Origin of the sequence: Natronococcus amylolyticus DSM 10524, from assembly GCF_000337675.1 — an archaeon.
GTDB classification, from domain to species: domain Archaea; phylum Halobacteriota; class Halobacteria; order Halobacteriales; family Natrialbaceae; genus Natronococcus; species Natronococcus amylolyticus.
In genome coordinates this window covers 52,798-66,556 of sequence record NZ_AOIB01000031.1, presented here as the reverse complement: position 1 = coordinate 66,556, position 13,759 = coordinate 52,798, and the positions used below count along the sequence as shown (strand labels likewise).

Genomic DNA, 13,759 nt, shown 5'->3' with positions numbered 1-13,759 from the left:
GCCGAACCCACACGTATGCCTACCGTACGGGAGCTGCAGTCGATGGCCGGAACCGAACCGATCACGATGCTGACGGCCTACGACGCACCGACGGCCGAAATCGTCGACGAGGCAGACGTCGACATGATCCTGGTCGGCGACAGCGTCGGCAACACCTCACTCGGGTACGAGACGACGCTCCCGGTAACCGTCGACGACGTCGCGGCTCGCGTCGGCGCGGTCTCGCGGGCGACCGACGAGGCACTGGTCGTCGCCGACATGCCGTTTCTCTCCTTCGGCGTCGACGAGGCTGACAGCCTCGAGAACGCCGGGCGGATGCTCAAAGAGGAGGGTGCCGCCGCAGTAAAACTCGAATGTGGTCCCCACACCGTCGAGCTGACCGAGACGATGGCCCAGCTCGGAATCCCCGTAATGGCCCACCTGGGGCTGACGCCCCAGCACGTCAACCGGTACGGCGGCTACCCGCGCCAGGGGACCGATCAGGAGGCCGCCGAGCGCATGCTCGAGCTAGCCGTTGCCCACGAGGAGGCCGGCGCGTTCTCGCTCGTCCTAGAGCACGTCCCGTCGAACCTCGCGGCCGAGATCACCGAGGCGCTCGAGATTCCGACGATCGGGATCGGCGCCGGCCCCGACTGCGACGGCCAGGTGCTGGTCGTCGACGACGCCGTCGGCCTCAGCGACTGGTCGCCCTCCTTCTCGAAGCAGTTCGGGAACGTCCGCGAGGAGATGAGCTCGGCCGTCGAGGGCTACGTCGAGGCCGTCGAGTCCGGCGAGTTCCCGGCCGAGGAACACAGCCACGAGGAGCGGGATCTCGACGACCTGTACTGATCCTCGAGACGGGTTACTCCTCGAGTCCGCCGACGAACTCCGCGACGGCCTCGTTGAACGCCACAGGCTGCTCGAGCATCGCCAGGTGAGCTGCGCCCTCAATCTCGACGAGGTCGCCCTCGCCGATCTCGTCGGCGAGGTACTCGTGGTACTGCGGGGGCGTCAGCTGGTCGTGCTCGCCGTAGACCGCGAGTGCGGGAACGTCGATCCGGTGGACGTCGTCGCGGACGTCGAAGCGGTGGCAGGTTCGGAAGTCCCGGCGCACGGTCGCTTGTCCGCACTCGCGCATCCGTTCGATCGACTCGTCGCGCAGTTCGGGGTCGGGATCGTGAAAGAGCCGATCCGACCCATGGAGGAACTCGAGGGCCCGATCGAAGTCAGTGTCGAGCCACTCGAGCAGGTCCTGGAGCACGCCCAGCTTGGCGCCTGTCCCGGCAAGCACGACACCGTCGATGTCGGGCTCCCGCTCGAGCAGAAGCTGCATAGTGACGGCTCCGCCAAGGGAGCTACCCGCCAGTACACTCGCATCCGTCGCCTCGAGGACGGCCGCGACATCGTCGGCGTACGCCGACAGCGCCGTGTACCCCGCGCTGGCGTCGACGTCCCCGGAGTCGCCGTGCCCGCTGAGGTCGACGGCGACGACCGGGTATCGGTCGGCGAGGCGGTGCTGTGCCTTCCAGGCTGCTCGCGAGCCCCCACTCCCGTGGACAAAACAGATCGTCGGCCCAGTTCCCCCTCGATCGGCGACCTCGTAGGCCGTCTCCCGGCCGTGGTGTCGAACCGTTTCCATACTCCTCCGGACGCGGGGAACCGGTATAAAGGCTCGAGCCGGCGCCGATACAACCGGCAGGAACGGACGGATCCGATAGGGTCCTGCATCCGGAGTCCATACGTTGAACTGCGAACAAGCCTCTTCTATGGCACCCCGATTCAGTACCGTGGTTTTATGGGGGAATACTTATATACTAGTAGCACTTACCCATAGTTAGTATCACCATGACACTCGATCAATTCACTCGTGAAGACGAGCAGATCGCTCGTCGCTACGAGTACGAGGACGGATCGGTGCTGGCCGTCGACTTCGGCACGGCGAGTACCGACGCCGCCGCCGATATCGCCGACGGCACGGTCATCGTCGTCGACGGCGACGACCAGTACGAGTTCGAGCTGCCCGACGGCGCAGCTGACGCGCACACGTTTATCAGAAACGGCGTGCTCACTGTCGAACTGGAGGGCAACCAATGAAACTCACCGTCAAACCCCTAAAACAGAAGGACGCGGGCCGCGGACTCGCCGCAATCGACCGCGTCTCGATGCGCGAGCTCGACCTCGAGAACGGCGACTACATCGTCATCGAGGGCAAGGACGACAGCCAGGCCGTCGCGCGCGTCTGGCCCGGCTACCCCGAGGACGAGGGTCGTGGCATCGTTCGTATCGACGGCCGCCTGCGCCAGGAGGCCGACGTCGGGATCGACGACAACGTCAGCGTCGAGCCGGCCGACGTCAAGCCCGCGAACTCGGTTACGGTCGCACTCCCGCAGAACCTCCGCATTCGCGGCGACATCGGCCCGCTCGTGCGCGACAAGCTGTCCGGACAGGCCGTCGCCGAGGGGCAGACGGTGCCGTTCTCGCTGTCGTTCGGTCCGATGGCCAGCTCCGGCCAGTCGGTGCCGCTGAAGATCGCCAGCGCCGATCCCTCCGGGACGGTCGTCATCACCGACTCGACGAACATCGAGATCTCCGAGACGCCGGCCGAGCAGGTCAGCTCCGAGGCCGGCGAGTCCCCCGAGGGCGTGCCGAACATCACCTACGAGGACATCGGCGGACTCGACGACGAGCTCGATCAGGTCCGCGAGATGATCGAGCTGCCGATGCGCCACCCCGAGCTGTTCCAGCAACTCGGCATCGAACCGCCGAAGGGAGTCCTGCTGCACGGCCCACCCGGCACCGGGAAGACCCTGATGGCGAAAGCCGTCGCCAACGAGATCGACGCTCACTTCGAGACGATCTCCGGCCCGGAGATCATGTCGAAGTACTACGGCGAATCGGAGGAGCAGCTCCGGGAGGTGTTCGAGGAGGCAGAGGAGAACGCCCCCGCGATCATCTTCATCGACGAGCTCGACTCCATCGCCGCCAAACGAGAGGAAGCCGGCGGCGACGTCGAACGACGCGTCGTCGCCCAGCTCCTGAGCCTGATGGACGGGCTCGAGGAGCGGGTCCGAGTCACGGTCATCGCCGCGACCAACCGCGTCGACGCGATCGACCCCGCCCTGCGCCGGGGCGGCCGATTCGACCGCGAGATCGAGATCGGCGTCCCCGACAAGGGCGGCCGCAAGGAGATCCTGCAGGTCCACACCCGCGGGATGCCCCTCAGCGAAGATATCGACCTCGATCACTACGCCGAGAACACCCACGGCTTCGTCGGCGCCGACCTCGAGAGCCTCGCCCGCGAGGGTGCGATGAACGCCCTGCGACGGATCCGTCCCGACCTCGACCTGGAATCCGACGAGATCGACGCCGAGATCCTCGAATCGCTCGAGGTGACCGAAACCGACGTCAAGGAGGCGATGAAGGGGATCCAGCCCTCGGCGCTCCGGGAGGTCTTCGTCGAGGTGCCGGACGTCACGTGGGACCACGTCGGCGGCCTCGGAGACACCAAAGAACGGCTTCGCGAGACGATCCAGTGGCCGCTCGACTACCCCGAGGTGTTCGAACAGATGGACATGGAGGCCGCCAGGGGCGTCCTCATGTACGGCCCGCCCGGCACGGGGAAGACCCTGCTCGCCAAGGCGGTGGCCAACGAGTCCCAGTCGAACTTCATCTCGATCAAGGGCCCCGAACTGCTGAACAAGTACGTCGGCGAGTCCGAGAAGGGCGTCCGCGAGGTCTTCGAGAAGGCCCGTTCGAACGCTCCGACCGTGATCTTCTTCGACGAGATCGACTCGATCGCGGGCGAACGCGGCCAGCGCCAGGGTGATTCGGGTGTCGGCGAGCGTGTCGTCTCCCAGCTGCTCACGGAGCTCGACGGCCTCGAGGAGCTCGAGGACGTCGTCGTGATCGCGACGACCAACCGCCCGGACCTGATCGACTCGGCGCTGCTGCGGCCCGGCCGCCTCGACCGCCACGTCCACGTGCCGGTCCCCGACGAGGAGGGCCGCAAGCGGATCTTCGAGGTCCACACCCGCGACAAACCCCTGGCCGACGCGATCGACCTCGAGTGGCTCGCCGCCGAAACGGAGGGCTACGTCGGCGCCGACATCGAGGCCGTCACCCGTGAGGCCTCGATGGCCGCCAGCCGCGAGTTCATCAACTCGGTCGACCCCGACGACATGCCGGACACGATCGAGAACGTCCGCATCAGCAAGGAACACTTCGAGCAGGCACTCGAGGAGGTCCAGCCGAGCGTGACCCCCGAGACCCGCGAGCGCTACGAGGAGATCGAACAGCAGTTCCAGGCCACCGAACCCGAGGGCGAAGAACAGCTCGGCCGCACCTTCCAGTAACGGAAGCGCCCTCGTTCTCACCGGTTTGGTGTCGAAAGGTCGAGAGAACGGCTATTTCAGAAGACGAAGACGGCAACGAAGATGACGATCCCGAAGGCAGCCGTGAGCGCCATCCAGACGGCGACGATGATCGCGGCCTGTCGACCGGTCAGCTCCTCGCCCTCGAGCACATCGACGAGCCGTTGTAACTCCATACTGGTGCGTCCGGCTATCGGTGCAAAACTCTTTGTCCAGAAATATCGAGACGGTACCGAGATCGGAACCGCCGGCCGAACCGATTCGCCTCGCGGTCGCCGCCTCCCAAGAGCAGGCCGCCGAAAGCCTACCGCTCCGGAACGGCTTTTCCGGTCCGTCGCTCGTCGAGGTCCTCGAGGACGCGGTCGACGTGGCCGTCGACCGCGACGTCCTCGTAGGCCGCCTCGATCGTGCCGTCGGAACCGACGACGTACGTGGTCCGGAAGACGCCGTCGAAGGTGTTGCCGAACATCTGCTTCTCGCCGTAGGAATCGTACAGCGTTGCGACCTCTCCTTCGGGATCGGACAGCAGGTCGAACTCGAGGTCGTGGTCGGTAGCGAACGATTCGAGGTCCTCGACCGAGTCGTCGCTGATCCCGACGATCCCGACGCCGCGATTCTCGAACTCATCGCGAGCTGCCTCGAACTCCTGCGCCTCCGTCGTACAGCCGTCGGTGCCCGCCCGCGGATAGAAGTAGACGACGAGTCGGCCGTCGAAATCCGAACGGCGAACCGTCTCGCCGTGTTGGTTTTGCAGTGCGAACTCGGGTGCGTCGTCGCCGGTTTCGAGCATACCGTTCCTTCGACGGAGGCGTCGTATGCCTTCCGGTTGCGTCCGACGGGTCCGACCGTCAGTCGAGCCGTTCGGCCGCGTCGCGCTCGAGCAGCGGCGAGGCGTTCTGTTCGGGGAGCGTGACGACGTCGTCGGAGGAGAGCGTGTATTCCCGGTCGTCGACGCCGAGGATCGACCCGACGTCGCGGGTCATCCGAACGGTAACGCGATCGACAGTGTCCTCGGTGGGGGCTCCAGCGGCTGCCTCGGGGTCGGCGGACGTTCCGTCCTCGAGGCCGGGATCGACGGACTCGCCGGGCGTCGCGTCGCTCGGATCTGATTCGGCGACTCCGTCATCCGCAGCGTCGACCGGTGACGTCGGCTCTCCGTCGGGTCGCGGCGCCTCCTCGTTTGCGTCGCCGGTCGACGGGCCGGCACCGCCCATGACGTCGGCGGCTGTGACCTCGCTCTCGCCTTCGCTCGCCTCCGCCGCTTGAGAAGCGTCGTCGGGCTCGAGGGTCGTCGGGTCGACGTCCGCGTCACCGTCTGCCGGATCGGGTTTCATCGGCGGCGCAGGCGGCGCGTCGTCGGTCGACGCGTCGGGGTCGACGGCCGATCTCGAGGCGTCCCTCGTCGAGTCGGTTGGTGGTTCGGACGCCGGCCCCGACTCCGGTTCTGGGTCGGGATCGGCCTCGAGGCCCTCGAGGACGTCGAGCACGCGGGTCTTGTTCGCGTCGATACGGTCGACGAGGTCGTCGAAGAGGTCGGCCTCCTCGGCGGTGAGGCCCTCGTCGTTGGCCGCCATCCCGGCCGCAGCGAGGCTGGCCTGCTTGACGAGTTTGCCCATTCGTCGCTCGTAGATCGCCTCGACGACGTCCTTGGCCGTCTCGATCTCGTCGGTGAGTCGGCTCACCTCGGGCGACGAAAAGGGGTCGTCGGCCCGTTCGGCCGCCCGATCGCGTTCGCCCTCGAGTTCGGCGATGTACTCGCCGACCTCCTGGTAGAACGAGGGGCGCAGGTTCTGGAGGCTGTCTTTCTGGCGCTCCTTGCTCTGGACGGATCGTAGCTCGTCGAGATTCATTCTTTCTCCTTCTCGGCTCGGCCGCGGGCCATGAGGAACACGGCAACGTACTCCGGAAGTGACTGGTCACCCTCCGGAACCGTAAAGCTATCTCCTCCGAGCTCGACCTCGCCGCCGTCGGTGACGTCGACCCGGATCTCGTGGCCCGTAAACGTCTCCGGAACGGCGTCGACCAGCGGGTCGAAGGCGTCGATCTCGTCGCGCTCGAGGCGAACCGTCTCGAGCCCGCTGCCGCCGTGGAGACTCCCGGGCAGGCGGATGAGTCGATTCGTGTCGGTCGTTACAGGTTCATCGATCGGGGCGTTGTCGGCTTCGACGGCCCGGTGAGCGAACCGTTCGGCCAGCTGGGAAACGGCGGTGTGGACCGTGACGTTGCCCGCTTCCAGTTGCTCGCGGTTGTTCCGGGCGGCGTTGAGAGTTGCCGTCGCCTTCCCCTCGCCGATCCCGTCGAACTCTCGGAGCCGCTCGAGGGCTGCCTCCTCCTCGAGGGCGAGCAGCTCGTCGACGAAGGCCATGAATCTGTCGTGGGTGCGGGCGCCCCAGCCGCCCTCGGTTCGCAGGGTGCGGCGCTCGGTCGGGGTCTTGCGGCCGAGGCCGGCGACGGTCTCGGTCTCGATCAGCTCCTCGAACTCGAGGCCGATTCCGCGGACGTAGTCGACGACCTCGCGGCGGTGCTCCCGATCGAAGTGTCGGATCGACTCGTCGCGGACGTGGACGTGGTACCCCCGCCCGCCCGAGAAGACGATCTCCAGCTCTTCGAACGCGAAGTCGTCCTCGAGAAAATCGAGCAGGCGGAGCAGGGCGTCCTTACACGTCGCGAGCATCTCGGCGTAGGAGTCCTCGCCGAGGGTTACGTTCGGCAGGTGGTCGGCGTCGAGGTCGAAGACGAGATCCGCGGACTGCCAGTCCTTCTCGTGCATCGAGCTCGCGCCGGGGTCGCGAAACCGCCCCGCCGAGAAGTAGACGTGGCGGGGCCGCTTGCGAACGAGGAACTCCTCGAGGTCGCCGAGTTCGAGCAGCGAACGGTGACGGACCATCGTCGTATCGGGTCCGTCGGTCCAGGGGATGTATCCCCACTCGCGCTCGTTGGCCGCAGGTGGGAGCGTCAGCTCCGTGCGGCGGTAGTGATCGCGGAATCGACCCCGAAGGTAGGCCCTCGTTCGCTCCTCCATGCGCCTCGTGTGCTCGTCGTCGTGGCGGTATAATCCTGCCGAAAACCCCGGCCCGTGGGGACCCCTCCCGAGCGGCCGCTCACGGGGCAGCGAGTGCGAAATAACGGCGGTCTACCGGCGAACGAACTCCGAAATTCGGTCGGCCAGCCCGGAGTCTGAGCCGAGTTTGAGGTAGTAGGCGTCGCCGCCGTCCTCGTAGTAGCCGTTAATCCGCCGTTTGATCTCGAAGCCGAGATGTTCGTAGAACTCGAGGGCGTTCTCGTTGCTGGTTCGAGCGTGACAGGTGATCGACTCGTTGTCGTCGGCGACCCGTGCGACGAGTCGCTTGCCGATCCCCTGGCCGCGAAACTCCGTCGAGACCGCCAGAAAGAGAATGTAGCCGTCGCGGCGAACCGCGGCAAAACCCACGAGATCGTCCTCCTGCAGGTAGCAGTGGACCGTCGAGCGACGGTACGCGTCGGTAAAGAAGTCGTGGCGCTGCTTCAGCACGCCCTCCTGGCTGTTGATGCGCTCCTTGAGCCGCCAGGCCTCGTCGACGTACTCGTCGCTCCCCGGGGCGACGACGCGACTGTCGATGTTGACGCTCACTACCACAGTGTAGCAGGCTCGCCAATATAATTCCACCGGCAGCGCGGTCGTTCGCCGGGAACCGCCTGTCGACCCGCCGTCGGTGCTGCCGGGGACGCGACGGCGGCGGCTCGAAGCGACGGACATACCTCGCGGGCTCGAGAACGGGAGAGTATGGGATTCCAGCTTCGCGATCACACCGCCGACATCGGGGTCGAAGCGACCGGAGAGAGCCTCGAGGCGGTCTTCGCGGCTATCGCCGACGGGCTCGCGGCCGCCTCCTGTGAGTCGATTCCGGACGGAACCGGAGAGCGCTTCTCGGTGTCGGTGACGGCCGAAAGCCGCGAGGCGCTGCTGTTCGACTTTCTGGACGAACTGATCTATCTGCGGGACGTTCGCAACGCTCTGCCCGTCGATCACCGCGTCGAACGGATCGACGAGCCGGGCGTGGAGGAGTGGCGTCTCGAGGGCAGCGCTCGCGGGATTCCTCTCGAAGCGATCACCGCCCGCGAGATCAAGGCCGTCACCTACTCGGAGATGCGACTCGAGGCGGTCGGCGACGGCTGGGAGGCGTACGTGGTCTTCGACGTCTGAGACGGGCCGCTGTACCGCTGTCCCGGGCGATCACGAGCCGCCCTGGGTCGCTCCGGAATCGATATACAGGAGTTCGTCCGAGGGAGTTTGGGAACCGCCAGGTGGATGTTTTTCAGTCGCCTCCGCGATACACTACGCGATGGACGACTATCGTCGCTCGCGACCCGTCGCGGCCGTCGCCGCGACCGTCGGCTCGCTGCTCGCGCTCGCCGCGCTCGCAACCGGGTCGGCCGGCGCCCACGAGGAGTACGTCGCCGACGAGGAGTACGACGTTCCCGTCGCGGAGTTTCTGACCGACGCGCTGACCGATCCCTTCGTCGTCGGGCCGCTCGTCGCCGGCGGTCTGGCCGCCCTGGCCGTCCTGGGCGGCTACCTGTACGTTCGGCCCGCACCGCGGGACGTGGCCGCGTTCAGGGACGCGATGGGGGAGTACACCAGGTACGTCCCGTGGCTGTTGCGGATCTCGTTCGGGATCCCGCTGATCGGCGCCGGCTTTGGCGGCTACTTCATCAGTCCCGCAGTCGAAGTCGAACTCCGGCTCCTGCAGGTCGGCCTGGGCTTCCTGTTGCTGTTCGGCCTCGGCACTCGAGTCGTCGCGCTGGCGGCACTCGCGTCGTACCTCGTCGGACTGGCGTTTCGCCCGCTGTTGCTGTTACAGCTCGAGTTCGTCGGCGGACTGCTCGCGGTCGCGCTCGTCGGGAGCGGCAAACCGAGCGCGGATCACGTCCTCCAGCGGATGGCCGGGATGCACGGAACGCTCTACGGCCGGATCGACGTCGTCTACGATCACGCCCGTCGGTTCCAGGAGTGGAACGAGCCGCACAAGCGGTACCTGCCGACGGTGGTCCGAGTCGGCCTTGGCGCGACGTTCATCTACCTCGGGCTGACCCAGAAGATCCTCCGGCCGGGGATCGCGCTGGCGGTCGTCAACCAGTACGACCTGACGAGCGTCGTCCCGGTCAGCCCGGAGCTGTGGGTGATGGGCGCGGGGCTGGCCGAGATCGCCCTCGGGATCGCCCTGATCCTCGGCCTCTTTACCCGCGCGACGGCGCTGTCGGCGATTGCGATGTTTACCCTGACGCTGTTCGCGCTGCCCGACGACCCCGTGCTGGCCCACGTCGCGCTGTTCGGAATGGCATCGGTGCTGCTGATCACCGGCGGCGGCCCCCTCGCCGCCGACGGCCGGCTCACCGAGGTCGACTGACGGCGTCGAGGCGAACGTTCTTTCATCGTCGCCGTCGGAGTATCGCGTATGACCACCTTCGACGCCGACGGCATCACCCTCGAGAAGGTACGCGACTACGTCTGGGAGATCCCGCAGGAAGGGGAGATGAACGTCCCCGCGCGAGTGCTCGCCAGCGAGGCCTTACTCGAGGAGATCAGCGAGGACAAGACCCTCCAGCAGCTCAAGAACACGACCCACCTGCCGGGGATCACGACGAACGCGATCTGTATGCCCGACGGCCACCAGGGATATGGCTTCCCCGTCGGGGGAGTCGGCGCGCTCGACGCCGAGAACGGCTGTATCTCCCCTGGAGCAGTTGGTTACGATATCAATTGCGGCGTAAGAATGATGCGGACAAACCTCACTTACGACGAACTCCAGGGCCGCGAGGAGGAGCTCGTCGACTCCCTCTTTGCCAACGTTCCCTCGGGGCTCGGCGGCGGTGGGATCGTCGAGGCTGACATCGACGCCGTCGACGAGATCCTCGCTCGAGGCGTCGACTGGGCGCTCGAGCACGGTCACGCCGTCGAGGACGACCTCCTGCACTGTGAGGACGAGGGGATGCGCGAGGGCGCCGACCCCGACAAGGTGAGCCAGAAGGCCAAGGACCGCGGCAAGAACCAGATCGGCTCGCTGGGCTCGGGGAATCACTTCCTCGAGGTCCAGCGCGTGACGGACGTCTTCGACGGCGACGTGGGCGAGGCGTTCGGACTCGAGGAGGATCAAATCGTCGTCCTCATCCACTGTGGTTCGCGGGGGCTGGGTCACCAGACCTGTAACGACTACCTGCGGAAGATCGAGCAACAGCACAAGGGGCTGCTCGATCGGCTGCCGGACAAGGAACTCGCGGCCGCACCCGCGGGATCGCAGCTCGCCGAGGACTACTACGGGGCGATGAACGCGGCGATCAACTTCGCGTGGGTCAACCGCCAGCTGATCATGCACCGGACCCGGCAGGTCTTCGAGCGCGTCTTCGACCGCTCGTGGGAGGAGATGGAGATGGAGCTGCTGTACGACGTGGCACACAACATCGCGAAGAAGGAACTCCACACCGTCGACGGGGAGGAACGCGAACTCTACGTCCATCGCAAGGGTGCGACTCGAGCCTTCCCCGCGGGCCACCCCGAGGTGCCGAAGGCGTACCGCGACGTCGGCCAGCCGGTCATCATCCCCGGCAGCATGGGCGCGGGTAGCTTCGTCCTGCGCGGGGGCGAGCACTCGATGGATCTCACGTTCGGGTCGACCGCCCACGGCGCGGGTCGGCTGATGAGCCGGACCCAGGCCAAAAACGAGTACTGGGGCGGGGACGTCCAGCAGGAACTACAGGACCAGCAACAGATCTACGTGAAGGCCCAGTCGGGCGCGACGGTCGCCGAGGAAGCACCGGGCGTCTACAAGGACGTCGACGAGGTCGTCCGCGTCTCCGACGGGCTGGGCATCGGCGATAAGGTCGCGCGAACCTTCCCCGTCTGTAACATCAAGGGTTAGTTCACGCGGAACGGGTTCTCGTCGTCGCCGTCGCGATCCGAGTCGCTTCCGTCGTCCTCGCTCTCGTACGGTTTTCGGGCCGTGATCGTCACGGTCGCCTCGGGATCGTCCTCGTCGGACCACGGGCTGTCGTAGGCCGAGATCTCGAGGTCGGTGACGTCCCACCCCTCCTCCTCGACGAGTTCGACGAGCCGCTGCTGATCCGCGAGCATCTCTCGGTCCATGGAGGCCCGTTGCCCGTCGACGGAGGTAGGTGTTCTGCCGGCGCGTTCACCGCGTCTCGTCGGTGCCGACCGCCTCTCTGACAAGCGTCAGGTGGGCCCGCCGCAGCCGTTCGGATAAGGCCTGGTGGGAGATCTCGAGTTCGTCCGACAGCGCCTCCATGTCGATCCCCCGAGGGATGTCGTAGTAGCCGTACTCGAGGGCCGCGACGAGCGTCTCGTACTGGGGGTCGGTCAGGTCGAACCGACCGTGGCGGGTCTCCTCGAGGCGGTTTATTTTCCGGAGGTCGATCGGAACCCCCTGATCGGTCGCGAACTCGTAGCTTCGGGCCAGCGCCTCCCGGTCCGGAAAGAGGACGCGAAACCGCCACTGATCGTCCTCGAGACCTGCCTCGAGCACCGTCGCGTGCTCCCTGGTAAGCAGGTCAACGGCGTCGACAACCGCCTCGTTCCATCGGATCCGGTAACACCGCTCGCCCTCGAGATCGAGGATCGGCGTCGCGATTTCGACCGTCGGATCTCCGGCAAGCGCGTGGTCGGCGCGCTCGAGGGTCTCCTCGTCGCCGAGGAATCGGACGCAAGGTATCACCGTCTCGGGACCCGCCGCGACGACCCGTTCGACCTCGACCTCGAGGTCGGAAACGCGCTCGAGCGTCTGCCCGAGCGCGAACGCCTCGGCGGGGATCGTGAACTCGGCGATCGTGCTCATGCCGAGTCACACGACGGCCTGCTGCAAGAGTCATACACCACGTGAGGTGGAACTGCACCGCCGCTTACGAAACCGAAATTGGTTACGAAGGTTGATTTCGTCCGGCGAACTTAAGCGGTTTCACCTGAAACTGGGTGGTATGTTGACCGACGAGTTCGGGCGCGAGGTCACGGGGGTTCGGATCTCGCTCACCGACCGGTGTAACTTCGACTGCATCTACTGTCACAACGAGGGGCTCGGCGACACGCGGGGACCGATGGACCCCCAGGACGACGAGATGAGCGCCGACGACGTCGTGCGCTTCCTCGAGGTCGTCGAGGAGTTCGGCGTCGACTCGGTGAAGTTCACGGGCGGCGAACCGATGCTCCGCCAGGATCTCGAGGAGATCATCCGGCGCACGCCCGACTCGATGGAGGTCTCGCTGACGACAAACGGCACCTTCCTCCCCGGTCGGGCCGAGGACCTCGTCGATGCCGGCCTCGAGCGGGTCAACGTCTCCCAGGACGCGCTCGACCCCGAGGACTTCGCCGCGGTCACGAAAAGCGGCGCCTACGAGAAGGTCCTCGAGGGCGTGCGGGCGGCCGTCGACGCCGGCCTGGACCCGGTCAAACTCAACATGGTCGTCTTCGAACACACTGCCGGGTACGTCCCGGAAATGGTCGACCACGTCGCCGAGAACGACGGGCTCCAGCTCCAGCTAATCGAGTACATGCCCGAACTGACGGGACGCCCCGAGTGGAACATCGACATCCAGCGGGTCCACGACTGGCTCGCCGAGCAGGCCGACGAGATCGAACACCGGGAGATGCACGACCGCAAGCGCTACTGGGTCGACGGAGGAATGGTCGAGATCGTCGACCCCGTCGAGAACCCGACCTTCTGTGCAAACTGCCACCGCGTTCGGGTGACCCACGAGGGGTACCTGAAGGGCTGTCTCAACCGCAGCGACGACCTTCGCCCGATGGGCGAGATGACCAAACCGGAGATACGCGAGGCCTACCGCGAGGTCGTCGCGAACCGCGTCCCCTACTACGGCGAGTACATGGTCAAAAACGACGACGATGAGTGGGAGATCAACGACAAGTACGTCGAGGGGTACGCGGAGGTCTAATCCAGTCCGTCGACGGTCGTCGAGGACGTCTCCCCGAACACGTGATGCTCGGTCGCGGCGACCCGCCGCAGCCTCTCGCTGACGGTCGCCTCGACGCGGTAGCCTTCCTCTACAAGATCATCCGAACACGCCGACGTCCAGCCCGAATCGTCGGCCGCGACGACGAGGACGTCGAGTCGAGCCTGGGAGTCCTCGTAGTCAGCGTGTGCGAGCTCGACCCCGCCACAGCTGCTCGACCCGTACTCGATCGTTCCGCGAACGGTAACGCTGTCGCCGTCGACGGTCACGTCGGGCGGGTCCTGTGGCCGAAGCTCCGGATCGGTCGTCTCTAGAGAGGCGTCGAGACCCACACCCGGAAACCGCTCGAGACAGCCCGCGGCGGCGACGAACCCCCCGGTCGCCGCCGTCGCGAGGAACGCACGTCGCTCCATACCGGTCGTTTCTGTCAGTACACAAAATTATTTTGGCCGACA

16 protein-coding genes are annotated in these 13,759 nt (G+C 66.3%); 7 read left to right on the top strand and 9 right to left on the bottom strand.

What is annotated here, in order from left to right; all coding sequences use genetic code 11:
- Positions 1-15: 15 nt before the first annotated feature.
- Positions 16-828, top strand: a complete 813-nt coding sequence (panB, locus tag C491_RS15565) for a 3-methyl-2-oxobutanoate hydroxymethyltransferase (RefSeq protein ID WP_005557996.1) — start codon at positions 16-18, stop codon at positions 826-828.
- Positions 829-841: 13 nt separating this feature from the next.
- Here panB and C491_RS15560 read toward each other — a convergent pair whose 3' ends face one another.
- The gene (locus C491_RS15560) at positions 842-1,618 is read right to left on the bottom strand and encodes an alpha/beta fold hydrolase (protein ID WP_005557995.1); all 777 of its coding nucleotides are present in this window, start codon (positions 1,616-1,618) and stop codon (positions 842-844) included.
- A 206-nt stretch (positions 1,619-1,824) separates the two neighbouring features.
- Between C491_RS15560 and C491_RS15555 the strand changes: the two genes are divergently transcribed.
- On the top strand, positions 1,825-2,073 hold the full coding sequence (locus tag C491_RS15555; protein ID WP_005557994.1) for a DUF7127 family protein: 249 nt from the start codon (positions 1,825-1,827) through the stop codon (positions 2,071-2,073).
- Complete coding sequence (locus C491_RS15550; RefSeq protein ID WP_005557993.1) at positions 2,070-4,331, top strand: CDC48 family AAA ATPase; 2,262 nt, start codon at positions 2,070-2,072, stop codon at positions 4,329-4,331. The genes C491_RS15555 and C491_RS15550 overlap by 4 nt, the downstream gene beginning before the upstream one ends.
- 56 nt (positions 4,332-4,387) lie before the next feature.
- Here C491_RS15550 and C491_RS23340 read toward each other — a convergent pair whose 3' ends face one another.
- The 5 genes from C491_RS23340 to C491_RS15530 all read right to left on the bottom strand — a co-directional run bounded on the left by C491_RS23340 (position 4,388) and on the right by C491_RS15530 (position 7,959).
- A complete protein-coding gene (locus C491_RS23340; protein ID WP_169331743.1) occupies positions 4,388-4,525 on the bottom strand; it encodes a hypothetical protein in 138 nt (45 codons plus the stop codon).
- Positions 4,526-4,653: 128 nt separating this feature from the next.
- Positions 4,654-5,139, bottom strand: a complete 486-nt coding sequence (locus tag C491_RS15545; RefSeq protein WP_005557992.1) for a peroxiredoxin — start codon at positions 5,137-5,139, stop codon at positions 4,654-4,656.
- A 58-nt stretch (positions 5,140-5,197) separates the two neighbouring features.
- Entirely contained in the window at positions 5,198-6,199 is a 1,002-nt protein-coding gene (locus C491_RS15540) for a DNA replication complex subunit Gins51 (RefSeq protein ID WP_005557990.1), read from the bottom strand.
- Positions 6,196-7,371: a DNA primase small subunit PriS gene (gene priS / locus C491_RS15535; RefSeq protein ID WP_005557987.1), complete on the bottom strand. Its 1,176-nt coding sequence runs from the start codon at positions 7,369-7,371 to the stop codon at positions 6,196-6,198. Before priS ends, C491_RS15540 begins: the two co-directional genes overlap by 4 nt.
- 111 nt (positions 7,372-7,482) lie before the next feature.
- Positions 7,483-7,959 carry a GNAT family N-acetyltransferase gene (locus C491_RS15530; RefSeq protein ID WP_005557985.1) on the bottom strand — a complete coding sequence of 159 codons (477 nt, stop codon included), beginning with the start codon at positions 7,957-7,959 and terminating at the stop codon, positions 7,483-7,485.
- A gap of 153 nt (positions 7,960-8,112) precedes the next feature.
- Between C491_RS15530 and C491_RS15525 the strand changes: the two genes are divergently transcribed.
- The 3 genes from C491_RS15525 to C491_RS15515 all read left to right on the top strand — a co-directional run bounded on the left by C491_RS15525 (position 8,113) and on the right by C491_RS15515 (position 11,245).
- Complete coding sequence (locus C491_RS15525) at positions 8,113-8,532, top strand: archease (protein WP_005557983.1); 420 nt, start codon at positions 8,113-8,115, stop codon at positions 8,530-8,532.
- A 139-nt stretch (positions 8,533-8,671) separates the two neighbouring features.
- Positions 8,672-9,736, top strand: coding sequence for a DoxX family protein (locus C491_RS15520; RefSeq protein ID WP_005557981.1), 1,065 nt, complete (start codon positions 8,672-8,674; stop codon positions 9,734-9,736).
- Between the two features lie 48 nt (positions 9,737-9,784).
- Entirely contained in the window at positions 9,785-11,245 is a 1,461-nt protein-coding gene (locus C491_RS15515; protein WP_005557979.1) for an RtcB family protein, read from the top strand.
- On the opposite strand, the gene C491_RS15510 is transcribed toward C491_RS15515, so the two are convergent.
- Positions 11,242-11,469: a hypothetical protein gene (locus C491_RS15510; RefSeq protein ID WP_005557977.1), complete on the bottom strand. Its 228-nt coding sequence runs from the start codon at positions 11,467-11,469 to the stop codon at positions 11,242-11,244. The genes C491_RS15515 and C491_RS15510 overlap by 4 nt on opposite strands.
- Positions 11,470-11,515: 46 nt before the next feature.
- Positions 11,516-12,175 (bottom strand): helix-turn-helix domain-containing protein, encoded by a 660-nt coding sequence (locus C491_RS15505; RefSeq protein ID WP_005557975.1) that lies wholly within the window; start codon positions 12,173-12,175, stop codon positions 11,516-11,518.
- A gap of 139 nt (positions 12,176-12,314) precedes the next feature.
- Here C491_RS15505 and moaA point away from each other — a divergent pair, with 139 nt between their 5' ends.
- Positions 12,315-13,286: a GTP 3',8-cyclase MoaA gene (moaA, locus tag C491_RS15500; RefSeq protein ID WP_005557973.1), complete on the top strand. Its 972-nt coding sequence runs from the start codon at positions 12,315-12,317 to the stop codon at positions 13,284-13,286.
- Here the strand turns inward: moaA and C491_RS15495 are convergent.
- Complete coding sequence (locus C491_RS15495) at positions 13,283-13,717, bottom strand: hypothetical protein (RefSeq protein ID WP_005557971.1); 435 nt, start codon at positions 13,715-13,717, stop codon at positions 13,283-13,285. The genes moaA and C491_RS15495 overlap by 4 nt on opposite strands.
- Positions 13,718-13,759 lie beyond the last annotated feature (42 nt).